The following is a 24,136-nucleotide window of genomic DNA, read 5'->3' as shown; positions in this document are numbered from 1 at the left end:
ACTGGGCGTCGCCTTATTGCTCGGCGTAGTCCGTCGAGTTGTAAATGTTCAGGTTCAGGGCCGCAGCCACCTGCGCCACGGCTTTCTGCCCCCGGACACTGTTGCCCACCGGATCCAGCGGGGGAGAGAAGGCAGCTATTGCCAGGGTTCCCGGCATGACGGCAAGAATTCCCCCGCCCACGCCGCTCTTGCTCGGAAGGCCCACCTTGTAGGCCCAGTCCCCGGAGGACGTGTACATTCCCTCCATGGTCATTTCCGCCAGGATCGGCGGCACCAGGGACGCATCGAACACCTGCTTTCCCGTGACCGGGTTTCGCCCCCTGGCAGCCACGGTGGCCCCCATTGCCGCCAAATCCCTGGTCGTCACCAACGTGGAGCACTGCCGGGTGTACACCTCGCACGCTTCCATTGGATCCGAGTACATCGTTCCGCCTGAGTACAGCAGCCACGCAATGGCGCGGTTGTGGAAGTTGGTGGACTGCTCGGAGTCATTGACGGCGTCACTGAGCTTGATTTTCCGGCCGGCAAAAGCACTCTGCATGTCCAGGATTTTCTCCCACCGATCATCCGGGGACTCTGCCGGGATCAGTGACACGGTGGACATGGCCCCCGCATTCACCAGCGGCGAAACCGGCTTGTTGTCGTGCATCGCCACAGCCATCACCGAGTTGAACGGCTCGCCGGTGGGATCGGCACCCACTTTGTCATGGAATTCCCGCAGCCCCACGTCCTGCATTGCCAGGGTCATGGAAAACACCTTGGAAATGGATTCCAGCGCAAATTCGAATCCGGTGTCACCGGCTTCGAACACGTCGCCGTCGGCCGTCACCACGCACACGCCGAACAGGGACGGGTCCACGGACGCCAAATATGGAATGTAACTGGCGTTGGCACCGCCGGTGTCCTTGGCATGGTCCGAGTACGCCGTTTGAACGGCCTGGGTGATAGCTGATTTGTCCGGCATCATAGGGCTGCGCTCCCTCCCACGGCGGGCCCGGGCCGGGGCCTAATCGGTGGTTTGCCGGTGCCGCCGGTCCCGCCCGGCTGAGCCGCGGAGTCACCCGCTGCTGTTCCGGTTGCCGGTCCGGCTGCGGCGTCCGAACCGGATGACGCCGATGTGCCCGCGAGTGCCTGTTCGACAAGCACCGAAGTCGGAACGGAGGACTTGGACACCGTGCCGGGGTGGGTGTGTTCGATTTGCCACGTGAACGGCTCGAAGTTGCTCTCAGGATCCCGCCAGTGCGGCTTGCGCAGAGCGTAAATCACCAGCGGCAGGATCACGAACACCGCTGCTCCTCCCACCAGGATGCCCACGTACACAGCGGGCGATCCGACGGAGATCTGGTCCGGGGGAATGAAGCTGAAGATAAAGGCCACCAGGGACCCCAGGAATCCGAGACCGCCAATAAGCCACATGCCAACGTTCCCGCCCGGAACCCGGTAGGGGCGCGGCCGGTTCGGCTGGCTGAACCTCAGGTAAATGGCGCCGGCGAACATCAGCAGGTACATGATCAGATAAAGAATCACCGTGAGCTGGCTCAGGATCTGATACGCGGCCTGCACTGACGGAAGAACAACGTAGATGAAGCCCAGTCCGGTAACAGCGAAGGCCTGGAAGAACAGGATGTGGGTACCCATGCCGTGCTTGTTGGTGTGCTGCCAGAAGCGGGGCAGGTAACCTGCCCTTGCGACGGTGAGCAAGCCCGTTGAGGGGCCAGCCACCCACGTGACTACGCCGGCCAGTACACCGATCAGAAGCATGACTGCGACAATCGGGCCCGCCCATCCAATTCCGGCCCACTCGAACATGTCGTTGTAGGACGTGAGCAGGCTTTGGGTCAGGTTGATATCCGCCTGGGGAACCACAAACGCAATGGCGAGCGTGCCCAGGACAAAGATGATGACCGTTCCGGCCGCCGCAATGAGCACAGCAATCGGATAATCGCGGGTTGGATTCTTGACTTCCTTTACGTGGATGGCGTTCATCTCCATGCCCGCATAGAACAGGAAAATGCTCGCCGCCAGCACCACGTTGGAGAAGTTGGAGAAATCAGGGATGAGCTCTCCCCAGCCCATCTGGATCTGCGGGGTGTTGCCCGCGAAGTAATAGGAAAATCCAAGAACGATGAGGATGATCGCCGGAATGATGGTGCCGACGATCCCGCCCCACTGGCTGACCTTGGAGAAGGCCGCTGCTCCGCGGAAGGCAATGAACGTAGCGAGCCAGTACACCACCAGCACCACGGCCAGGACAAAGACTTTGTTGCCTGCCAGCTGCGCGTCTATGTTCTGGTTCTCCCCGGTATAGGCCAGTGACACCGCACCAAAGGTCAACACGGTGGGGAACCAGATGGTGACTTCGATGAACAGCATGAACATGGCCAGGAAGGCCCAGCGCGGCCCGAAGGCCTCACCGACCCAGCGGAAGACACCGCCGGTCTCCGGCCAACCTGTTGCCAGCTCTGCGGCCACCAGGGATACCGGAATCAGGAACACCACGGCAGCGAGCACGTAGTAGAAGATGGAGCTCAGTCCGTATTCCGCCTCCGAGGGCAGGCCCCGGAGGCTGACCACCGCCACGATGTTCATGACGGCCAGGGCGCCAATGGTAATGGTCGCGGCCTGCTTGGATTTTTTCGATGTCTGAGTCGGCGTAGGTGTCTTGGGGCCGGATGCGCCCGAACCCGCCGCTGATGAACCGCTCGATGCAGTGGGATCACTCATTGCACTCACCTCCCGAGGCTAGTGATGGAAGCCAGGCTGTGCTGACTCCTGCGGCATCGGCGATTCAAGCCGATCGAGGTACTCGGTTTCCTTCCGGATGTCTTCCAGGAGACTGTCCGCCAGATCCATGCTGAGGCCGTTGCGGACGACGATCCGCTCTACTGTCAGCTTCTCCAGGTTGCTGGGCATGGGATAAGCCGGCACCAGCCACCCTCTGGTTCGCAGCCGTTCGGCCAGGTCATACAGGGTCCACTTGTCCGTGTGGCCCTCTTTGAGCCGCCAGGCAAACACCGGGATGTCCGTGCCGTCGTTCCACAACTCGAACGGTCCCATTTCACTGATGCCGGAGGACAGATAGACCGCAACGTCCTGGCAGGCCTGCTGGATCTTGGCGTACCCCTCGCGCCCCAGCCGCAGGAACAAATAGAACTGCAGGACGACCTGGGCTCCGGGCCGCGAAAAGTTCAGGGCGAACGTGGGCATGTCTCCGCCCAGATAGCTCACATAGAAGATCAGGTCCTCGGGCAGCCACTGGCGTTCGCGCCACACCACCCAGCCGAGTCCCGGGTACACAAGCCCGTACTTATGGCCCGAGGTGCTGATGGAGTGGACCCGGTCGATCTTGAAGTCCCACTCAAGATCCTGCTGGATGAACGGGGCGATCATTCCGCCTGATGCTGCGTCCACATGAATGTTGATGTCCAGTCCCGTCGAGGCCTGGATATCGTCGAGCTTCGCGGCGATCTGCTTTACCGGTTCATACATGCCGGTGTAGGTGACGCCCATGATGGCAACCACACCAATGGTGTTTTCATCGACGTACTTTTCCAGTTCGAAGCCGTCCAGGCACTTGTGCTCTTCGCTGATGGGCACCAGCCGGGCCTCGACGTCGAAATAGTTGCAGAACTTCTCCCAGCAGACCTGGACTGCCGAACTCATGACCAGGTTGGGTTTGTCCGTTGGCTTCCCGTCCGCCCTGCGGGCGCTCTGCCACAGCCGCTTGAGCGCGAGTCCGCCCAGCATGCAGGCCTCCGAGGAACCCACAGTGGAGGTGCCGATGGTTCCTTCGGGGTCCGGCGAGTGCCACAGGTCGGCAAGAATCTTCCAGCAGTTCTGCTCAATCTGGGCGGTCTGCGGATACTCGTCCTTGTCAATCATGTTTTTGTCGTATGTCTCGGCGTACAGCCTGTTGGCGTGGTCGTCCATCCAGGTGCTTACGAACGTAGCCAGATTCAGCCGGGCGTTTCCGTCCAGCATGGTTTCGTCATGAACAATTTGATATGCCGTTTCCGGCATCATCTGTCCGTCGGCCAGCTTGGTTTTCAGTGCAATGGTGTCTTCACCCGGACGGGCGAAGAGCGGATTAACCGACAGGGTGTTTTTGTCCCGTTTTTGTGCCATGGGTTGTGACCTTTCATCGGCGATGCCGAGACCGGCACCGGGCCGCAGTGAACGGCAGCCAGGAATATCTCAAGGGGCGCGCATCAAAAACACTACGTGCGGCAAAATGGCCACACCAGCCCCCACGGGGTCCCTGCCGCCGGGACGGAGCAAACAGATGTTGTTCCGGTGCTTCAGACGCCCGGACGGCCTCGGATGGTTGAGCGGGCGAGCGTGCCGCGCGTAGCGTGTGAACCGCACAGCGTGTTCCACAGACCGAGCTTTATCTCGCATCATCAGAGCTGCAAGGAGATTTCCCATGGCTGGACTAGCGCGGCGTGACCGGTTTGAACTGCCCGAACCAGTGCGCAAATTCTTCGAGGGCGATTGGGAGGTGCCGGCGTTTCCCGTGGAGGAATACCGGGACGGTTCCAGCATGGTGGTGAAGGCCGAACTGCCCAACATCGACCCGGACAAGGACCTGGACGTTTCCGTCAGTGACGGTGTGCTGCACATCAAGGGCGAGCGCCGCGAAGAGTCCGAACACAAGGACAAGAACGGTTACCGCAGCGAATTCCGTTACGGCTCCTTCACGCGCGACATTCCCCTGCCCGCCGGATCCAGCCAGGACAACGTCACTGCGTCCTACAACGACGGCGTCCTGGAGGTTCGGGTGCCGGTGCCTGAGGTTGGGTCTTCATCCACCAAGGTGCCCATCTCCCGCGGCTAGCAGCACTCCGATGAGCAACGCGCCATCGGAGCGGACCGGCACCGGCAACGGGGGCAGCAGGCGGAAATTTCCGGACTGGGTGGTCATCGCCACCCTGGGATGCGGCGGAATCGCCGTGTCCCTGGAGAAGACGGCGGTGGTGCCGCTGCTTCCGGAGTACCCGCGAATCTTCGGTGTGACCAGCGACGACGTGTCCTGGCTCGTGACTGTCACCCTTCTCACGGCCGCAGTGGCGACACCCATTGTTTCGAAACTGGCCGACATGTTCGGCAAAAAAAGGATGCTGCTGATCGCCATGGCCATGATGGTCGTTGGCGCCTTCACCGCATCCGTCGGCGGGACATTTTTCTGGGCACTGGTGGGACGTGCTCTCCAGGGCTTTGCCGGAGCGGTGATCCCGGTGGGAATCAGCATCCTGCGCGACGCGCTGCCACAGCAAAAAATTGCCGGGGCTGTGTCCCTCATGAGTGCCAGTTTCGGCATCGGCAGCGCCCTGGGACTGCCCCTGTCGGGATTCATCTACGAAAACCTGGGCTGGCAGGCGACCTTTTGGGTCGTGGGCCTTATCGCGGTGGTGATCTTTGCCGCCGTCGTGGTTTTTGTACCGGAGTCCCGGGTCCGCACGCCCGGCCGCTTTGACTATGAGGGTGCACTGCTTCTCTCGGGTGCCATGACGGCGCTGCTGCTGGCGATCAGCAAGGGCGGTGTCTGGGGCTGGACCAGTGACGCAATCCTCGGATTGTTTGCTGCCGCCGCAGTGCTCCTGGCGTTCTGGTTTCCCCTGGAGCTGCGCAAGGGGCAGCCGCTGGTGGATTTGCGGACATCGGCGCGGCGTCCGGTGCTGCTGACGAACGCGGCGACCGTCCTGGTGGGATTCTCCATGTATGCCAACATGCTGGTCACAACCCAGCAGCTGCAGCTGTCCAAGGAGAGCGGATTCGGTTTCGGGCTGAGCGTGCTGGTGGCCGGGCTCACCATGATCCCCGCCGGCCTGGCCATGGTGGCGGCTGCGCCGCTGTCCGCCTTTGTCACCAATACCTTCGGTGCGAAATCCACCATGGTCCTGGGCTGTGCCGTCATGGCGGCGGGTTACATGTCACGGGTGGTACTTGTCCACACCGTCACGGGCATCATTATCGGCGCCGTGATCATTTCCGTCGGAACCGCCGTAGCCATGGCAGCCATGCCAACTCTCATCATGAGCAACGTTCCGCTCACTGACACCGCAGCAGCGAACGGCGTGAATACTCTGCTGAGGTCGGTGGGTACCTCAACCTGCAGTGCTGCCGTTGCCACCATTCTTGTTTCCATCACGATCAGAGTGGACGGCACCGTCTTTCCGGGGGTGGACGCTTTCCGGGCAATCTTCGCGATGGCCGGGTGTGCCGCGCTGCTGGCCACGGGCATCTCCTGCTTCATTCCCCGCTCCGTGCGCCGGGAGGCAACACACCCGGCGCTGCATGCGGAGCCCGGCCAGGTCCAGCCGCCCCCGGTGGACGCCAAGCAGGAGATTATGGTTACCGGAACTTTGTTGGCCGACGACGGCCGTACCCCGGTTCCCGGCGGCGTGGTCCTGGCCACGGACCGCCGGGGCCAGCAGGTGGACTGGGACCGGGCGGACGACCGCGGGCGCTACGCCGTCGTGCTCCCGGGAGACGGCCAGTACCTCCTCATCGCGACCCAGCACCAGTGGCGGCCCGTTTCAGAGACCCTCACCTTTCCCGGAGTTCCGCACAGCCATGACATCCGGTTCAAGGCACGGCTAACCCTTACCGGAAAGATCACCCACGACAACCGTCCGGTGGAGGGGGCCCTGGTGGTCCTTGTACGGCCGTCGGAGGGAGAAACAGTTGCCGTGCATTCAGACAACGCCGGCAACTACGAGCTGCCGCTTCCCCGTCCCGGAACGTACATCCTGACCGTCGTGGAGCCGGACGGTGCCACCTCCCACACGCGCCGGGTCATCCTCCCGGCGCCCAACACCCTGATTGACGTGGAACTCGGCACAGCGCCGCCCACTACAGGGCTGCGGATCTAGGGGGTGTGTCCAGGGGTGCCTGCCGGTCTGGGCACACCTGTTCGAGACCAAACACACACCCCGGCTTTTGTGTCCCTGGTTGGTTCAGAGCATAGGATCTATCTGGCATATTCTGGGTGCTGGTCCCCTCGGGGACAGTGCGCCCGCACATCAGGAGCGTTTCGGCGCACACCGGAGATATGCTGCCGCCGCGGTCTGCAGTATCGAAGGCCCCGGATGCGGCCGCGAATGTTTTGACGGACTTCTATTTCCTTCTTATTTTTCAGTTAGGGTACCTGGTGGACCTCACCCTCATGGTGGCGCTGGTGATTGCGCTCGCATTATTTTTCGACTTCACCAACGGCTTTCACGACACAGCCAACGCAATGGCAACCCCCATTGCCACCGGCGCAATCAAGCCAAAGACCGCCGTAGCCCTGGCGGCGGTGCTGAACCTCGTGGGGGCTTTCCTGTCCACAGAGGTAGCCAAGACCATTTCCGGCGGCATCATCCGCGAAGGCGACGGCGGCATCCAAATCACCCCGGTCATGATCTTCGCCGGTCTGCTTGGCGCCGTGATCTGGAACCTCATCACCTGGCTGCTGGGTCTTCCTTCCAGCTCCTCCCACGCTCTCTTCGGCGGTCTGATCGGCGCGGCGGTTGTGGGTGCGGGTTTTGGCGCCGTGGACTATTCCGTGCTGATGTCCAAGGTCATCCTGCCGGCGTTCATCGCACCGGCAATTGCGCTGTCCGTAGCGTATTTGGCCACCAAGCTGGCCTACTCCATCACGCGGCGGCATGATCCGGATTCCGGCGACAAGCTGCCCCGCAAGCGCGGCGGTTTCCGCTACGCACAGATCTTCTCCTCCTCTCTCGTGGCCCTGGCGCACGGCACCAACGATGCTCAGAAGACCATGGGCGTGATCACGCTGGTACTGATCTCCGGCGGTTTCCAGACGGTTGGAACCGGCCCGGTGCTGTGGGTGGTTGCAGCCTGTGCCTTCGCCATCGCCGCAGGCACCTATGCCGGCGGCTGGCGGATCATCCGCACCATGGGCACCGGCCTGACGGACGTCAAACCGGCTCAGGGATTTGCGGCCGAGACCAGCACGGCGGCAGCGATCCTGGCGTCGACTCATCTGGGCATGGCCCTGTCCACCACACAGGTCGCCTCGGGTTCGGTGATTGGATCCGGCCTTGGACGCAAGGGTGCCGAGGTCCGCTGGGGTACGGCGCGCAGGATTGCCGGCGGCTGGCTGCTCACCCTCCCGGCCGCTGCTGTCATGGGAGCTGCGGCTGCAGCGGTGGCCGGTACGGGAATGGTCGGCGTAACCATTGACGGCATCCTGGGCCTGGCCATCATCCTGTTCATCTTCCTCTGGTCCCGCCGCAACCGGGTGGGCCATGACAATGCCGTGAGCAACATCGACAATGCCGGCGGTGCTGTGCGCATCAAGAAGGGCAAGTCCCGCTCCGGGAGCTCGGTTTCCCCCGGGGCACCGGAAGCATCCGCCCGACCCATGGATAAGGAACACTCCAAATGAGCATCGACTGGCTTGCCTACCTTGTGGTGGCCCTGGTCACCCTTGTGGCGACACTCCTCGTCGTCGGGCTGTATTCAACCGGCGTACGCCTTTATGCAATCTCATCCGATGCCCGGCCCAGCCCCGCAGCCCAGGGCAGGCTCGTGCTGGTCAAGGCCGGCGCGTACGCGTGCTTTGCACTGTGCGGGGCGGCTGTGCTGTTCGGCGTTTACCTGATTGTCCCGGCTCTGCACTTCTAGCGGGAGGGCCGCCGCCTAGCGCTAACCGGAAAACACTAAAGCCCGGCGACGGCGGCCACTGAGGTGGCCGTCGTCGCCGGGCTTTTCCGTGCTTGTTTCCGGTGCCCCTACAGCTGCCCCCGGACCTTAGACGGCGTCAGCGTAGGCGGGGTAGTCCGTGTAGCCGGCAGCGCCGTCAGTGTAGAAGGTGCGCGGGTCAGGGGTGTTCAGGGGCAGGTCTTCCTGCCAGCGGCGCACCAGGTCCGGGTTCGCGATTGCGGGCCGGCCCACCACCACGCCGTCGCACAGGTCGTCCTCCATCATGCCAATGGCTTCTTCCCGGGTCGTGATGACGCCAAAGCCCGAGTTCAGGAGGACCGGGCCGCCGAAGCTGCGGCGCAGTGCCTGAACCATGATGTCCGAGGGGTCCTGGTGCAGGATGCTCAGGAACGCCGGCTTCAGGGGTGCAATGCCCTCCACCAGGGCGGTGTACGTTGCCAGGACCTCTGCCGGGTTGGTTTCCAGTGCACCCTGGACGTTATGCTCCGGAGAAATCCGAATGCCGGTGCGGTCAGCGCCGATGGCCTCAGCCACGGCCCGGTAGACCTCTACGACAAACCGCGCACGGTTCTCGGGAGTTCCGCCGTAGCTGTCGGTGCGCTGGTTGGACTCCGCAGACAGGAATTCATGGAGCAGGTAACCGTTGGCGCCGTGCAGTTCGACGCCGTCGAACCCTGCCTTCATGGCCGCCGCCGAACCGGCAACGAATTCGTCGATGACACCCGGCAGTTCGGCCTCGGTAAGGGCATGGGGCACAGGGAAGGGCTGCTTGCCGTCGTAGGTGCGGGTGACGCCGTCAATCGCGATGGCGCTGGGAGCCACCACCTCGCGGCCGCCGTTGGTTCCCGGGTGGGTCACCCGGCCGGCATGCATGACCTGGGCAACAATGCGCCCTCCGGCAGCGTGGACGGCATCCGTAACGTTCTTCCAGCCGGCAATCTGCTCATCCGTCACCAGGCCGGGCTGACCCGTGAAGCCCTGTCCTGCGAACGAGGGATAAGTTCCCTCGCTGACGATCAGGCCCAGGGAAGCACGCTGGCTGTAGTGCTCGGCCATCAGGGCTGTGGGTACGCCGTCGCGGCCGCTGCGCGTCCGTGTCAGCGGCGCCATGATCAGGCGGTTGGGCAGTTCAATGCCGCCGAGGGTCAACGGTGAAAAAAGGTTCACAAAAAAGTCTTTCTGTAGATCGCGCCGCAGTTGCCCAGTGGCAGGTCCCGGCGCTGGTGGTTCGCGCTGCTCTCCAGTAGGTCCCAACCGGCGGGCAGGGTGAGGTATTCCTCAGCTCGATTCTGCGGGATTCAGCTGGGCCGAGGCGGAGGACCGCGCCGGGGCCTGTGCTTGCGGAGCCGCGCGGCTAGCATGGGCCGCATGGCCGGAACTATCTACTATGTTGCAGCGTCGCAGGATGGATTCATCGCGCAGGCGCCGGGCCCGGGGGAATGGCTCCGGGCGTTTGGGGATGGCCCGGAGGCTGAGGCGCACGACTCAGAATTCCTCGCCGCTGCCGGTGCGGTAGCGATGGGAGCTGAAACCTACCGCTCTTTCGTGGCGGCTCCCGGGTCCTGGCCGTTCGGAAGCATTCCTGTGTGGGTCTTTACCCATCACGAGTTTCCGGGGATTTCCGGGGCGGATATTACTTTTGTACGCGGCGATGTTGCTGAATTCCATCCGGACATCCTGCACGACGCCGGCCAGAGGGACGTGGTGTTGACCGGGGGTGGAAACCTGGCGGGGCAGTTTCTGGATTCCGGGCTGGTGGATGAAATGGTGGTCACCGTTTTGCCTGTTTCCCAAGGGAGCGGTCTCCGGCTGACGCACGTGGTGGAAGGTATTGATCCTGCCGGTGTGAAGGAGCGTTCCTTGGGGAGCGCAGTGCTGCAGCGGCGATATGATCTGCGCCGGTAGGTGAGTCTTGGTGAGTCTGGTGAGGCGGCGTGGCTGCACTACGCCCGCAAGACCGGGGCTTTCCCCTAATTCGAGTAGATCACCAGTAACTCTGTAAGCAATTATCCCTGTTTAGCGTCGTTGTGGACCAATAGAATAGTACGTATGTTCGATAAACGACGGGTTGTAGCTCAGGATGCGTCTATCCGTACCTGGATGGAAGAGCTGGCCAAAGTTGCAGCAGGGCCGGCAGAAGCGGACGGCCCGGCATGCCCTGCGGGGCCGGAGTTGATTGACCAGATCCGCGCGTTGGAAGAACTCAAAGCTGCAGCGTCGGCCGCCCAGGCGCGGGCCGCTGCCCTCGTCGAGTCTGCGGTACGCCGCAGCCAAGCGGACGCCGGAGTTCAAAAGGAGCAGTTGGGTAAAGGCATCGGGGCTCAAATTGGCTTCGCCCGACGGGAATCACCGCACCGGGGAACCCAGCTGCTTGGTTTGGCCCGCATCCTGACCAAGGAAATGCCGAAGACCCTGCAGGCCCTGTCCGGGGGATTCGTCAGCGAATGGCGGGCAACGATCCTTGTCAGGGAAACCGCATGCCTCACACTTGCGGACCGGCAACGGATCGATGACATGCTGGCGGGGAATCCGGCAGAACTCGAAGCGCTGGGGGACAGACAGCTGATCGCGCGGATTAAGGGCCTTGCCTACGGGATGGATCCGGCGTCAGTGGTGAACCGGGCTGCCAAGGCCGCCTCGGAGCGTTTTGTGTCCTGCCGTCCGGCTCCGGACACCATGACCTATCTGACCGGACTGCTGCCTGTCGCCCAGGGGGTGGAGGTCTTCGCCACGCTTGCACGGGAGGCGGACCGGCTGCGGGCGGCGGGGGATTCGCGGGGCCGCGGCCAAATCATGGCTGACACGCTTGTGGAGCGCATCACCGGGCGGTCCAAGGCAGGTGATGTGCGGGTGGAGGTACAGCTGGTCATGACGGATCAGACGCTGCTGGCCGGCGCTGCCGAGCCGGCTGTCCTTCCCGGGTATGGGGTAATCCCGGCACAGTTTGCCCGTGATCTGGTCCGGCGGAAGCTCGAAGCATCGGGCAGCAACGACGGCTCCCGCAACTCCGGCAGTTCCGGCAACACGGCAACGGAGGTGTGGCTGCGGCGGCTGTTTACGGCTCCGTCCACCGGCCAGCTGGTCGACATGGATTCGAAGGCGCGGCTGGTTCCGGCAGGACTGGCGCGCTTCATAGCCGCACGGGACCAAAACTGCCGGATGCCGTGGTGCGGGGCGCCCATCCGGCACTTCGACCACATCAAACCCTGGCACGTTGGCGGCACAACCACCGCCAACAACGTGCAGGGATTGTGCGAGGCCTGCAATCACGCCAAAGAGGCGCCGGGTTGGGCCTGCTCGGTATCGGACGGTGAGCTCGGTGCCGCCCATACCGTTGAAACCGTCACGCCCCCGGGTCACCGCTACAGATCAGCAGCGCCTGCTCCTCCCGGAGTTCGGGTGGCGTGACCGAGCGGCGGGGGCGTCTCAGCGGACGTCGCGGATCATGTTCGTGATGCGCGCAGTGCTCAGGCGGCGGCCCTCTTCGTCGGTCATGACCACTTCATGCGTCACCAGGGTGCCACCCAGATGAATGGCGGTTGCGGTACCCGTGACGGTGCCCGACGCGATGGCGCGGTGATGGGTGGCTCCGATTTCGATACCGAGGGCCTGCCGCCCGGGGCCCGCGTGCAGCGCTGCACCGAAAGAACCCAGAGTCTCGGCCAGCACCAGATGGGCGCCGCCGTGCAGAATCCCGGCCACCTGCTCGTTGCCGGCCACGGGCATGGTGGCCACCAGCCGCTCAGCACTCATTTCCAAAAAACGGATACCCATCTTCACGACCAGGGGTCCGACTCCGTTGGCACTCAGCCAGCTGTGCATTTCAGGCGGGACTCCCGCCTCGTTCAACTGATCGGTGTACTCGTTGGCTGGCTCGGCCGGTGCGCCGGCGCCCGGCGTGAAAATGTCGCTCATGCCAACTAGGCTTACACCTGTGAGTGAATCTACCAAACTGGCCGATATCCAAGCCGAAACCCCTGCTGAAACCGTTCTTGAACAGACCCCCGCATCTAGTGACGCGGCCGTCCAGGAAACGCTCGGAACCGTTTCTGCCGGGGGACACAGCAGGCTGTTGGTGATCGACGGCCACTCGATGGCCTTCCGCGCCTTCTACGCCCTGCCGGCGGAGAACTTCTCCACTGACACCGGGCAGCACACCAACGCCGTGTACGGGTTCACCTCCATGCTCATCAACCTCATCAAGGAGGAGAAGCCCACCCACGTGGCGGTGGCCTTCGACCTCGACACCCCCACCTTCCGTTCCGAGGAGTACACGGAATACAAAGGTGGACGCAACAAGACTCCCGAGGAGTTCCACGGCCAGATAGACCTGATCATCAAGGTCATGGAAGCCATGCGCATCCCCACCCTTTCCATGGACGGCTACGAGGCAGACGACATCCTGGCCACGCTGGCGGAAAAGGCCTCGGCCCGGAACTGGGACGTCATGGTGGTGTCCGGAGACCGCGACGCCTTCCAGCTTGTGGATGACCGCGTCACCGTTTTCTATCCCAAGAAGGGTGTCTCCGACCTGCCGCGCATGGACGCTGCCGCAGTCGAGGCAAAGTACCTGGTCCCGCCGGACAAATATTCGGACCTCGCTGCCCTGGTGGGGGAATCCGCCGATAACCTTCCCGGCGTGCCCGGGGTGGGCCCCAAGACCGCTGCCAAGTGGATCAAGCAGTACGGCGGACTCGAGGGCATTCTCGAAAACCTGGACAGCATTAAGGGCAAAGTGGGGGACTCCCTCCGCGCCAACATTGAGGACGTCAAGCGCAACCGCCGCCTGAACCGCCTGCTGCGGGATCTGGACCTGCCGGTGGACCTGGACGCCATGGCGGCGCAGCGTCCCGACCGCGAAGCCATCGAAGACCTTTTTGATGCCCTGCAGTTCAACGCGCTCCGCAAGCGCCTCTTCGACGTTTACGGCGAGGAGGAGACGGCCTCCGCCGGGAACGAGCTGCTGCCTCCGGAGCACGTGGTGATCACGGATGCTCCCGCACTGAAGGCGTGGATCGACTCCACCAACCAGGCCAAGACCGCCGTGCAGCTGGTCACCGAGGGTGCGGCGGCAGGGCGCGACGTCGTCGGACTGGCTTTGGTTACCGCCAATGCGGCCGCTTATATCCCGCTCACGGAGATCGACGCCGACGCTGAGCAGGTGCTTGCCGGCTGGCTGGCGGATCTGGATGCCCCCAAGGTGGTCCACGATTTCAAGGAGAGCTACAAGGCACTGGCCGCGCGCGGACTGCATCTGGCCGGAGAGGTGGATGACACCGCCATTTCCGGTTACCTGATCCAGCCGGACCGCCGCAGCTATGACCTGGCGGACCTGAGCCAGCACCACCTGCGGATGTCCCTGACTCCGTCCGCTCCCGGAACCAACCAGCTCCAGCTGCAGCTTGAGGAAGAAGACGTTGCGTCGCCGGCCGTTATGCAGGCCTTTGCGGCGCTGCAGCTGAGCGAGCACTTTGCGGGACAGCTGGTGGACCGCGGCGCCAACCAGCTCCTGGGCGGACTGGAACTGCCGCTGTCCGAGGTGCTGGCCGAAATGGAGCTGGCCGGCATCGCAGTGTCCACCGAAAAACTGGACCGGCTGCTGGACGATTTCAGCGCCACCATCGCGCAGGCCAGCAGCGAAGCGTTCAGCATCATCGGCAAGGAAATCAACCTCGGTTCGCCCAAGCAGCTGCAGGTGGTGCTCTTCGATGAACTCGGACTGCCCAAGACCAAAAAGATCAAGACCGGCTACTCCACCGATGCTGATGCCCTCTCCGATCTGATTATCAAGACCGGCGGACATCCGTTCCTGGCCAACCTGATGGCCTACCGCGACGCTACTAAGCTGCGCCAGACCGTCGAGGGCCTGCGGAAGGCCGTGTCCGACGACGGACGTGTGCACACCACGTATGTCCAAACTGCGGCCGCCACCGGACGGCTGTCCTCCACCAACCCGAACCTGCAGAACATTCCCATCCGGTCCGAAGAAGGCCGCCGGATTCGGGAAGTCTTCACCGTGGGTGAGGGGTATGAAACCCTCCTCACCGCCGATTACTCCCAGGTGGAAATGCGCATCATGGCGCACCTGTCCGGTGATGAAGGGCTGATCGCAGCGTTCCAGGCGGGGGAGGACCTGCACCGTTTTGTCGGCTCGCACATCTTCGGGGTCCCGCCGGAGGAAGTGACCAGCGCCATGCGCTCCAAGGTCAAGGCCATGTCCTATGGCCTGGTCTACGGGTTGAGCTCCTTCGGCCTGTCCAAGCAGCTCGCCATTCCAGTGGATGAAGCCCGCACCCTGATGCGCGACTACTTCAGCCGGTTCGGGGCGGTGCGCGACTACCTGCGCGGCGTCGTCGAGCAGGCCCGCAAGGACGGCTTCACCTCCACCATTGAGGGCCGCCGGCGTTACCTGCCGGACCTCTCCAGCGACAACCGGCAGCTGCGCGAAATGGCGGAACGCGCCGCACTGAACGCACCCATCCAGGGCTCTGCCGCGGACATCATCAAGAAAGCCATGCTCGGAGTCGACACGGAGCTAAAGACCCAAGGCCTGAAGTCCCGCATGCTGCTGCAGGTCCATGATGAACTGGTGCTCGAAGTGGCCCCCGGCGAACGGGACGCCGTGGAAAAGCTGGTCCGGGAGCAGATGGGCTCGGCAGCGGACCTGTCCGTTCCGCTGGACGTATCCGTGGGCGTCGGCGTCAGCTGGCACGAGGCGGGCCACTAAAGCGCACCAAGCGCGAACTCAACTGGCGAACTCAACTGGGGGAACAATGAAGCAGGATGCGGCAGTGGCCAGTGGCTTGAGCAGCGGGTTGCGGACAACTTCCTTTGCACCGGAGAACGACGACGCGCGAACCGCCAACTGGCTCGAGGCGGTCAACCTGGGGTTCCATGAACAACGGGGCGATCCCAAGCACCTCCCCGCAGAGGTGGACGCCTGTCAGCGGGACGGCCGCATCCTGACCGCCGTCTATGACGACACGGCCCCGGACTCCGCCTTGGACCCGGCCGTACCGGTGGCTACCTACGCCACCATGGTCAATTCCCTGAACGTGGGCGGCGGGCGGCTGTTGCCGGCGCATCTGGTCACGGCCGTGACGGTGCGGCCGACGCACCGCCGCCGCGGAATCCTCCGCAGCATGATCACCAGCGATCTGCAGCGGGCAAAGGAAGCGGGGCTGGCGCTGGCCGGGCTTACGGCCTCCGAGGCGACCATCTACGGCCGCTTCGGGTTCGGAGCTGCCACCTCCACGGCGGAGATCAGGATGGATACCCGCGGCGGCCTGGGCTTCACCTCTGGCACCACGGGCAGCATTGCTGTGGCGGACAGTGCCAAGCTGCGGTTCCTGGCTCCGGACATCTACCGTGCCCACTTGGAACGGACGAACGGTGCCATGGGGCGCCAGCACCGCTACTGGATGCGTGCTTCCGCCGCCTGGAGCGAAGAAAGCTTCGAGCCGGACAAGGCTTTGCGCGGTGTTCTTCATTACAACGCCAACGGCGTCCCGGACGGCTACGCCGCCTACAAGTCCCTGGGCTGGCGGACCGAGCCGCACACAGTAAAGGTCACTGATCTGGTGGCGGCAAGCGACGACGCCTACCGTGAACTCTGGCGCTATCTTGGCTCCATGGACCTGGTGGACCGGCTGACCTTTGATGCGGCACCCGTCGCCGATCCGCTGCCCTGGATGCTGGCGGACCGCCGCCGCTACCAGGTCACCAGCGTGGACGACGTCCTGTGGCTGCGCATCCTGGACACCAGGGCAGCCCTTGAATCCCGGCACTACACAGGGGCGGGCTCCGTGGTCCTCACGGTCCGGGATCCGCTGGGAATGGCCGACGGCGTATGGCGGCTGGACGTCGACGGCGGAAACGCGATGGCCAGTCCGGTGGAGGCCGGATCCGCTCCCGCGGGCGCCGCCGCCGAAATTGACGTTGCTGCCCTGGGATCCCTCTATCTGGGCGGTGTCAGCGCCCCCACGCTGGCGGCAGCGGGCGGAATACGGGGCAGTCAGGCGGCGTTGGAAGTCCTTGATGCTCTTTTCACTGCCGGTCCCGCACCGTACTGCAGCACCCATTTCTAGCCCGGAACGCGACTACTTCCTATAAAGTGGTCCTGGTGCTTTGACCTGAGTTGCAGGCTGCGGCTAGACTGATCTGGCGCGTAATTGCGCAGTAAGTTACCAATTCTGTCCATCTCCGGACAAACAAGCACTGTCTTGAGGCAGGCCTGAACGGCTGCTCTGAGTTCGGTGGGAGCGCATCCGGAATACAAAACAACTTCCACATCGGAGTCCCAACTACATGACCATCACCACCACCGAGAAGTCCGGTACCCCGCAGGTCGCCATCAACGACATCGGTACTGCCGAGGACTTCCTCGCCGCCATTGACGCAACGATCAAGTACTTCAACGACGGCGATCTCGTCGAAGGTACCGTCGTCAAGGTTGACCGCGACGAGGTCCTGCTCGACATCGGTTACAAGACCGAGGGTGTCATCCCTTCCCGTGAGCTCTCCATCAAGCACGACGTTGATCCCGGAGACGTTGTCTCTGTTGGCGATCAGGTCGAAGCTTTGGTTCTCACCAAGGAAGACAAAGAAGGCCGCCTGATTCTCTCCAAGAAGCGCGCACAGTACGAGCGCGCCTGGGGCGACATCGAGAAGGTCAAGGAAGAAGACGGCGTCGTTACCGGTACCGTCATCGAGGTTGTCAAGGGTGGCCTCATCCTGGACATCGGCCTGCGCGGCTTCCTGCCGGCCTCCCTCGTCGAGATGCGTCGTGTCCGCGACCTGGCTCCGTACATCGGCCAGCAGATCGAAGCCAAGATCATCGAACTGGACAAGAACCGCAACAACGTTGTTCTGTCCCGCCGTGCCTGGCTCGAGCAGACGCAGTCCGAGGTTCGCTCCACGTTCCTCAACAAGCTGGAAAAGGGCCAGGTTCGTCCGGGCGTTGTTTCCTCCATCGTCAACTTCGGTGCATTCGTGGACCTGGGCGGCGTAGACGGTCTCGTCCACGTTTCCGAGCTGTCCTGGAAGCACATCGACCACCCCTCCGAGGTCGTTGAAGTTGGCCAGGAAGTCACCGTTGAGGTTCTGGAAGTTGACCTCGACCGCGAGCGTGTCTCCCTGTCGCTGAAGGCTACGCAGGAAGATCCGTGGCAGACCTTCGCCCGCACCCACGCCCTGGGCCAGGTTGTGCCGGGTAAGGTCACCAAGCTGGTTCCGTTCGGTGCGTTCGTTCGCGTCGAAGACGGCATCGAAGGCCTGGTCCACATCTCCGAGCTGGCAGTCCGCCACGTAGAGCTGGCCGAGCAGGTTGTTTCCGTTGGAGACGAACTGTTCGTCAAGGTCATCGACATCGACCTCGAGCGTCGCCGCATCAGCCTGTCGCTGAAGCAGGCCAACGAGGGCGTAGACCCCGAAGGCACCGAGTTCGACCCGGCTCTGTACGGCATGGCCGCAGAGTACGACGAAGCCGGCAACTACAAGTACCCGGAGGGCTTCGACCCCGAGTCCAACGAATGGCTCGAAGGCTACGAGACCCAGCGTGCCGCTTGGGAGCAGCAGTACGCTGACGCCCAGGCTCGCTGGGAAGCCCACAAGAAGCAGGTTGCACAGCACGCTTCCGAGGACATCGCAGCTGCTTCGGAGACTTCCGAATCCGGCACCACGAGCTACTCCTCCGAGCCGGCTGTTGCTGAGACGGGCGCCGGCACGCTGGCTTCCGACGAAGCACTTGCCGCTCTGCGCGAGAAGCTCACGGGCAACTAATTTCCCTCGGTTGAACTAACCGGTTGAAATAGCTCAAAAAAAGCAGGCCCCCACTTCGGTGGGGGCCTGCTTTTGCGTTCAGGAACTACTGCCGTGCGTCGTTGGCGTAGCTCAGGCCCAGCTGGGCCCGCACGCCGTCGAGCAGTTCCATGGTCCGCAGGGTGTCCGCAAGGGGCATGGTGGGGCTCTCGGTCAGGCCCTGCTGGATGCAGCGGGTGACCTCACGCAGCTGATACGTATAGCCGGTGCCCGCGCGTTCAAATGACTCCACCCGCACACCGGCGGGTCCACTCACGTGCAGCTCGCTCGGGTTATAGAGGTCTCCGCCGCCCGTCCTCAGCCATCCGCCGCTGCAGGCGATGGTGGCACTGCCCGGGCCCGAGGCCACCAGCGAGGACGTGAGCTGGGCGTGGCGACCGTCGTCGTAACGCAGCGTCAGGGCGTTCTGGATGTCCACGCCGTGCTCGTTGAGGATTCCGGACGCTTCAACGCCATCAGGCCAGCCCAGAGCCCCCAGAGCCCAGGTGAGGGTGTAGACGGACAGATCCAGCAGTGCTCCGCCGCCGGCTGCGGGGTCCCATATCCTGGCGGCCGGATCCGCCGGCGCAGGGAAGCCCAGATCGGCCTGCACCCAGGACGGCGCTCCGATCTCGCCGGAGGCCAAGATGTCCCAGGCTCGGTTTGCACTGGGCAGGAACCGCGTCCAGAGTGCTTCCATGAGGAACAGATTCCGGTCCCGGGCGATCGTGATCAGCTCCGCTGCTTCAGCAGCGTTGACAGTGAGTGGCTTCTCGCACAGTACGTGCTTGCCGTGTTCGAGGGCGCTCCTGGCAACCTCATAATGCTGGGCGTGCGGAGTGGCAATGTAAACGACGTCGACCGCCGGGTCGGCGAACATCTGTTCAAAACCGGAGGGGCCGCCGTCGGCGTCGGAGTACGAGGTGTGAAAGCCGAACCGGTCCGCGAACTCGGCTGCGCGGTGCCCGCTGCGCGAACTCACCGCATGCAGGACTGAATCCTCAAGCAGGGATAGGTCGGCGGTAACCTTACCGGCAATGCTGCCCGTGGCTACCACCGCCCATTTCAGCGGGGCGCCGGTGGAGGCCAGGGGAGAGGCAGCCCCCTCCTGCGCGCAGGGGGGACGGACAATGCGCCGGCCCGCAGTGACAGGAGTGGCGGTGGGAAAGGACAAAGGATCAGCTCCTACGCGGATTCGCGGACAACCAGGGACGTGGGCAGGCGGTGGATGCGTTCAGCAGCCCGCCCTTCAATCAGTTCCACCAGGAGCTCGGCCATTTTCTCCCCGAGTGCCGCGATTGGATGATGGATGGTGGTCAGCGCCGGGCTGAGGCTCGTGGCGTAATAGTCGTCATCGAAGCCGACGACGGCGATGTCTTCCGGAATGCGGAGCCCGCGTTCCTTGATGACGGAGTATGCACCGGCTGCCATCTGGTCATTGGCTGCGAAGAGCGCGTCCAGCGGCTTTTCGCGTCCCAGCAGCCGCCGCATGGCGGCCGCCCCGGAAGTGACGGTGAAGTCACCGGTCTCCACCAGCGCGTCATCCAGTCCTGCTTGTTGCACAGTGGTCCGCCATCCCGCCAGCCGATCCACACCGGGAGGCATGTCCTGCGGCCCCGCGATGGTGGCAATGTGGCGCCGTCCGCTTTCCACCAGCCGTGCAGTGGCGGCAGCGGCCCCTTCCTCGTTGTCCACCTCCACGAAGTAGCTGTCCTTGGCGTTGATCAGCGGCCGCCCTGCAAACACCAGCGGCAGTGACCCGTTCAGGTGTGCCCAGGAATGGTCGCCGGTGTGGTGGGACACCACCAGGACGCCGTCCACGTTCCCGCCCATAAGATAGCGCCGGGTCTTTTCCGGGTTGGCTTCCGAGGACGTGACCATGTTGAGCATGTAGTCGGTGGTGTTCAGATACCGGGCCACACCCTCCACGACCGTTGCGAAGAACGGATCGGCGAAAACCTTGGACGTAGACTCCGGGACGAGCAGGGTCACCGTGTAGGTGCGGCGGCTGGCAAGGGTCCTTGCCGCACGGTTGGGCACGTAATTGAGCGTGCGCACTGCCTTTTCAACGGAACTGGCCAGTTGCGGGTCAACCGACGGGGCGCCGTTGACCACACGGGACACCGTGGCCCTGGAGACACCGGCCAGGGCCGCCACCATTTCCAGGGTGGGAGCAGGTGTGGCCTGGCCGGATTCAGCACTCAATGGTCTTCTCCAGATGTGTTCTCCCTCTGCAGGGGTTTGTCCGCGGCGGTTTGTCCATCTTAGGTCGGCTTAGACCACAGGCGCCACGGACCGCGTGGCGCGGGACCCGGAGCGCGCGGCTGCAATGTGCCGGCTGTAGGCGCGGCCGCTGTCCTTGACGGTGCGGGCCTGGGTGTCATAGTCCACCCGCACAATCCCAAAACGCTTGCTGTAGCCCCAGGACCATTCGAAGTTGTCCAGCAGGGACCAGACAAAGTAGCCCCGGACATCCGCCCCTGCCTCGACGGCCCGGCCGACGGCGGCAATGTGGTCCAGGATGTACTGCGTGCGTTCTTCATCGGGAACACTTCCGTCCGCAAGAACGGCGTCGTCGTAAGCCGCGCCGTTTTCGGTGACGTACAGCGGCGGCAGCGTTGGGTATTCCTCGCCCAAACGGACCAGCAGCTTGCGGAGCCCGTCGGGGTTGACCTCCCAGTCCATCGCGGTGCGGGGCAGCCCGCGGCTCGGGAAGGTGATGTGTTCGGCACCGATCCACGGTGATGCCGGCTGCCGGCCGGAGCCGCCTGAATGGCCGTCGCCTCCCGTGGTGTCCGGATGGCCGCTGATCAGGTCATCGTGGTAGTGGTTGACGCCCAGGAAATCGATGGGAGCGCCGATGACCTCCATGTCACCCGGAAAAATCACGTCATGCAGCCCAAACGGTTCAAGGTCCCGCAGGGAGTCCTCCGGGTAGGCGCCGCGCAGGATCGGGTCCAGGAAAATGCGGTTTTGCAGGGAGTCGAAGAGCCGGGCGGCTTCGAGGTCCACGGGATCGGAGGCGTCCCTGGGGATGGCATTGCTCAGGTTGAGGGTGATGCCCAGCTGCTGCGCACCCCGGTCACGCAGATGAGTGACGGCGAGTCCGTGGGCAAGATGCTGGTGATGCACCGCAGCGACGGCTGCCCGGGGCTCCTGCCTCCCGGGTGCATGCACGCCGGAGCCGTAACCCAGCAGCGAAGAGCAGAACGGCTCATTGAAGGTGGTCCAGTGCTGCACCCGGTCGCCCAGGGCCGAATAGACATCATCTGCGTACTCCAGGAAGCGGTGGGCCGTGTCGCGGTTGGCCCAGCCGCCTGCCTCCTCCAGTTCCTGCGGCAGGTCCCAGTGGTAGAGGGTGAGCCAGGGGAGGATGCCGGCCTCCAGGAGCTCATCCACCAGGCGGGAATAGAAGTCCAGACCCCGGGCATTGGTGCTTCGGCCGCCGGGGCGTACCCGGGCCCAGCTGGTGGAGAACCGGTAGGAGTCCAGTCCAAGATCCTTCATCAGGGCAACGTCTGCCGGCATGCGGTGGTAGTGGTCAACGGCCGTCTCGGGGGTGTCTCCGTTCAAGGTGTTTCCCGGCGTGCGGGCAAAGGCGTCCCAAACTGAGTCTTCTTTGCCGTCCGTCCAGGCAGCGCCTTCAATCTGGGCTGCAGCTGTGGCTGATCCCCAGATGAAGCCGTCCGGCCAGTTGTTCCCCGAGGGTGTTGTGTTGGTCATTAGCCCTTCACTGCTCCTTGCATGATTCCGGAAATAAGTTGTTTGCCCGCGGCCACAAAAAGGACCAGCAGGGGTATGGTCGCCAGGACCGCGCCGGTCAGTACCACCGAGTAGTCCACGTAGCGGGCTGACGACAGCTGGCTTAGTGCGGTCTGGAGCGTCGGATTGCCGGCGTTGAGAACCAGCAGCGGCCAGAGGAAGTCGGTCCAGGCCATCATGAACGTGAACAGGCTCAGGATGGCCATGGCCGGCTTGGCTGCCGGCAGTGCGACATGCCAGAAGGTTCTGATCATGTTGGCGCCGTCCATGCGTGCCGATTCGATCAGCTCGTCAGGGATCACGTCCACCAGATACTGGCGCATGAAGAACACGCCGAAGGCCGTGACGAGGCTGGGGATAATCACCGCACCGATTTCACCGGTCCAGCCGAGGGTGCGCATCACCATGAACAGCGGAATAATGCCCAGCTGGGTGGGGATGGCCATCGTGGCCACCACCGCCACCATGAGGACGGTGTTTCCGCGGAACCGCAGCTTGGCGAAGGCATAGCCGGCCAGCGTGGAGAACGTCACCACCGAGACGGTGATGATCGTGGAGATCAGGATGCTGTTCCAGAGCGCCGTCCAAAACGGGATGGTGTCAAAGACTTCTGAGACGTTGTTCCAGAAGTTACCGCCCGGCAGCAGCGGGGGCCAGTCCAGTCCGAGGGCTTCATTGGTTCGGCTGCCGACGACGACAGACCACCACAGCGGATAGGCGGAACCCAGGAAGAACGCCAGAAGCAGTCCGTAGGTCAGATAGCCGGGCTTCAGTCCGTTGCCGAAAATGCGCTGGCGGAGCGGACGCCGGGCACGCCGGCTGGAAACCGGGGTGCCTGTCCGGGCGGTGCCCTTTTCGAGGAGGCTCATTTGCGTTTCCCTTCGGCGCGGCGCTGGGCCCGGTTGCGGGGCTTCTTGGTATCAGCGGACGCAATCTTCTTTGAGATGGAAAAGTTGATGAGTCCGATGATCACGATGATCAGAAAGAGCAGCCAGGCAATCGCGGAGGCTTTGCCGAAGTTGTTCCGCTGGAAGCCCATCTCCCAGAGATAGAGCACGGTGGTTTGGAAGTTGCGCTGCGGACCGCCCGGATCGGTCGGATCAAAGAGCCGCGGTTCCGCGAAGATCTGCAGGCCGCCAATGGTGGACGTGATGATGACAAAGATCATGGTTGGCCGGATGCTCGGCAGCGTAATGCTGAAGAAGCGCCTGAAGGCACCGGCTCCGTCAATCGCGGCCGACTCATAGATATCGCGGGGAACAGCCTGCATGGCTGCCAGGAGAATCAGCGCGTTGTAGCCGGTCCACCGCCAGTTGACCATGGTGGCGATCGCGATGTGGCTCGGGAGGGTATCGGTTCGCCACATAATCGGGTCAATGCCAAAGTTGCCCAGCAGATTGTTGATCAGGCCCGGGTCCTCGCCGAACATGTTGGTGAAAATCACCGCGACGGCCACGGGGGTAACAACGTAGGGGAGGAGGATGCTCATGCGCCAGAACGTCTTGGCCCGCAGGTTCTGGTCAAGCACCGCCGCGATGAACAGGGCACCGATGAGCTGCGGAATAGCGGAAAGCAGGAAGATGCTCATCGTGTTCCCCAGCGAATTCCAGAAGAACCTGTCCTGGAGGACGTTGGTGAAGTTTGCCAGCCCAACGAACTCGCCCTGGCCCTTGAGCAGGTGCCAGTCATGCAGCGACACCCAGAACGTGTAAACCAGCGGGAAGAGGCCCACCAGCGCAAAGAGCAGGAAGAAGGGGGAGATGTACAGGTAGGGGGAGAATTTCAGGTCCCAGGCGCTGAGGCGGTGCCTGAACGGGGACACGGCCCTGGTCGGCGGCGCCGCGGGCGCGGGGCGTTTGAGAGTTACGGTCATGACGATTCTCGCAGTCCGTCTGGGGGGCCT

At 63.4% G+C, this 24,136-nt stretch carries 19 protein-coding genes; 9 read left to right on the top strand and 10 right to left on the bottom strand.

Annotation, left to right across the window (positions count from 1 at the left end; translation table 11 throughout):
- Window positions 1-13: 13 nt before the first annotated feature.
- Genes glsA through CXQ89_RS10095 form a run of 3 tightly spaced genes read right to left on the bottom strand, consistent with a single transcriptional unit; the run spans window position 14 to window position 4,125 of the window.
- A complete protein-coding gene (glsA, locus tag CXQ89_RS10105; protein WP_104161149.1) occupies window positions 14-967 on the bottom strand; it encodes a glutaminase A in 954 nt (317 codons plus the stop codon).
- Window positions 964-2,724, bottom strand: a complete 1,761-nt coding sequence (gene gadC / locus CXQ89_RS10100; protein WP_104054155.1) for a putative glutamine/gamma-aminobutyrate antiporter GadC — start codon at window positions 2,722-2,724, stop codon at window positions 964-966. The genes glsA and gadC overlap by 4 nt, the downstream gene beginning before the upstream one ends.
- A gap of 18 nt (window positions 2,725-2,742) precedes the next feature.
- The gene (locus tag CXQ89_RS10095) at window positions 2,743-4,125 is read right to left on the bottom strand and encodes a glutamate decarboxylase (protein ID WP_104054156.1); all 1,383 of its coding nucleotides are present in this window, start codon (window positions 4,123-4,125) and stop codon (window positions 2,743-2,745) included.
- Between the two features lie 298 nt (window positions 4,126-4,423).
- Here CXQ89_RS10095 and CXQ89_RS10090 point away from each other — a divergent pair, with 298 nt between their 5' ends.
- From CXQ89_RS10090 to CXQ89_RS10075, 4 genes are all read left to right on the top strand, one after another.
- Window positions 4,424-4,834 (top strand): Hsp20/alpha crystallin family protein, encoded by a 411-nt coding sequence (locus CXQ89_RS10090; RefSeq protein WP_104054157.1) that lies wholly within the window; start codon window positions 4,424-4,426, stop codon window positions 4,832-4,834.
- Window positions 4,835-4,844: 10 nt separating this feature from the next.
- Entirely contained in the window at window positions 4,845-6,872 is a 2,028-nt protein-coding gene (locus CXQ89_RS10085) for an MFS transporter (RefSeq protein WP_104161148.1), read from the top strand.
- A gap of 278 nt (window positions 6,873-7,150) precedes the next feature.
- Window positions 7,151-8,395, top strand: coding sequence for an inorganic phosphate transporter (locus tag CXQ89_RS10080; RefSeq protein ID WP_104054810.1), 1,245 nt, complete (start codon window positions 7,151-7,153; stop codon window positions 8,393-8,395).
- Window positions 8,392-8,634 carry a hypothetical protein gene (locus CXQ89_RS10075; protein ID WP_181032289.1) on the top strand — a complete coding sequence of 81 codons (243 nt, stop codon included), beginning with the start codon at window positions 8,392-8,394 and terminating at the stop codon, window positions 8,632-8,634. Before CXQ89_RS10080 ends, CXQ89_RS10075 begins: the two co-directional genes overlap by 4 nt.
- A 126-nt stretch (window positions 8,635-8,760) precedes the next feature.
- Here CXQ89_RS10075 and CXQ89_RS10070 read toward each other — a convergent pair whose 3' ends face one another.
- A complete protein-coding gene (locus CXQ89_RS10070; RefSeq protein WP_104054159.1) occupies window positions 8,761-9,840 on the bottom strand; it encodes an alkene reductase in 1,080 nt (359 codons plus the stop codon).
- Between the two features lie 201 nt (window positions 9,841-10,041).
- Here CXQ89_RS10070 and CXQ89_RS10065 point away from each other — a divergent pair, with 201 nt between their 5' ends.
- Together CXQ89_RS10065 and CXQ89_RS18855 are read left to right on the top strand one after the other, a co-directional pair.
- Window positions 10,042-10,578, top strand: coding sequence for a dihydrofolate reductase family protein (locus tag CXQ89_RS10065; protein ID WP_181032288.1), 537 nt, complete (start codon window positions 10,042-10,044; stop codon window positions 10,576-10,578).
- 144 nt (window positions 10,579-10,722) lie between these two features.
- Window positions 10,723-12,081, top strand: a complete 1,359-nt coding sequence (locus tag CXQ89_RS18855; RefSeq protein ID WP_104161146.1) for an HNH endonuclease signature motif containing protein — start codon at window positions 10,723-10,725, stop codon at window positions 12,079-12,081.
- Window positions 12,082-12,099: 18 nt separating this feature from the next.
- Here CXQ89_RS18855 and CXQ89_RS10055 read toward each other — a convergent pair whose 3' ends face one another.
- Window positions 12,100-12,588 carry a hotdog fold thioesterase gene (locus CXQ89_RS10055; RefSeq protein WP_104161145.1) on the bottom strand — a complete coding sequence of 163 codons (489 nt, stop codon included), beginning with the start codon at window positions 12,586-12,588 and terminating at the stop codon, window positions 12,100-12,102.
- A gap of 178 nt (window positions 12,589-12,766) precedes the next feature.
- Between CXQ89_RS10055 and polA the strand changes: the two genes are divergently transcribed.
- From polA to rpsA, 3 genes are all read left to right on the top strand, one after another.
- Window positions 12,767-15,400, top strand: coding sequence for a DNA polymerase I (gene polA, locus CXQ89_RS10050; RefSeq protein WP_258060079.1), 2,634 nt, complete (start codon window positions 12,767-12,769; stop codon window positions 15,398-15,400).
- Between the two features lie 64 nt (window positions 15,401-15,464).
- A complete protein-coding gene (locus CXQ89_RS10045; protein WP_181032287.1) occupies window positions 15,465-16,760 on the top strand; it encodes a GNAT family N-acetyltransferase in 1,296 nt (431 codons plus the stop codon).
- 220 nt (window positions 16,761-16,980) lie between these two features.
- Window positions 16,981-18,453, top strand: coding sequence for a 30S ribosomal protein S1 (gene rpsA / locus CXQ89_RS10040; RefSeq protein WP_104054165.1), 1,473 nt, complete (start codon window positions 16,981-16,983; stop codon window positions 18,451-18,453).
- An 85-nt stretch (window positions 18,454-18,538) separates the two neighbouring features.
- Here the strand turns inward: rpsA and CXQ89_RS10035 are convergent, their stop codons facing one another.
- From CXQ89_RS10035 to CXQ89_RS10015, 5 genes are all read right to left on the bottom strand, one after another.
- On the bottom strand, window positions 18,539-19,645 hold the full coding sequence (locus tag CXQ89_RS10035; protein ID WP_374952977.1) for a Gfo/Idh/MocA family protein: 1,107 nt from the start codon (window positions 19,643-19,645) through the stop codon (window positions 18,539-18,541).
- Window positions 19,646-19,656: 11 nt separating this feature from the next.
- Window positions 19,657-20,631, bottom strand: coding sequence for a LacI family DNA-binding transcriptional regulator (locus tag CXQ89_RS10030; protein ID WP_104054813.1), 975 nt, complete (start codon window positions 20,629-20,631; stop codon window positions 19,657-19,659).
- Between the two features lie 114 nt (window positions 20,632-20,745).
- Window positions 20,746-22,194 (bottom strand): GH1 family beta-glucosidase, encoded by a 1,449-nt coding sequence (locus tag CXQ89_RS10025; protein ID WP_104161142.1) that lies wholly within the window; start codon window positions 22,192-22,194, stop codon window positions 20,746-20,748.
- Window positions 22,194-23,102 (bottom strand): carbohydrate ABC transporter permease, encoded by a 909-nt coding sequence (locus tag CXQ89_RS10020; RefSeq protein ID WP_104054167.1) that lies wholly within the window; start codon window positions 23,100-23,102, stop codon window positions 22,194-22,196. Before CXQ89_RS10020 ends, CXQ89_RS10025 begins: the two co-directional genes overlap by 1 nt.
- Window positions 23,099-24,106 (bottom strand): carbohydrate ABC transporter permease, encoded by a 1,008-nt coding sequence (locus CXQ89_RS10015; protein WP_104161141.1) that lies wholly within the window; start codon window positions 24,104-24,106, stop codon window positions 23,099-23,101. Before CXQ89_RS10015 ends, CXQ89_RS10020 begins: the two co-directional genes overlap by 4 nt.
- Window positions 24,107-24,136 lie beyond the last annotated feature (30 nt).

The organism is Arthrobacter sp. ZGTC212, from assembly GCF_002929255.1.
Lineage (GTDB): Bacteria > Actinomycetota > Actinomycetes > Actinomycetales > Micrococcaceae > Arthrobacter_B > Arthrobacter_B sunyaminii.
Note: the sequence above shows the minus strand (reverse complement) of the source record. Positions and strands in the feature narration are given on the sequence as shown.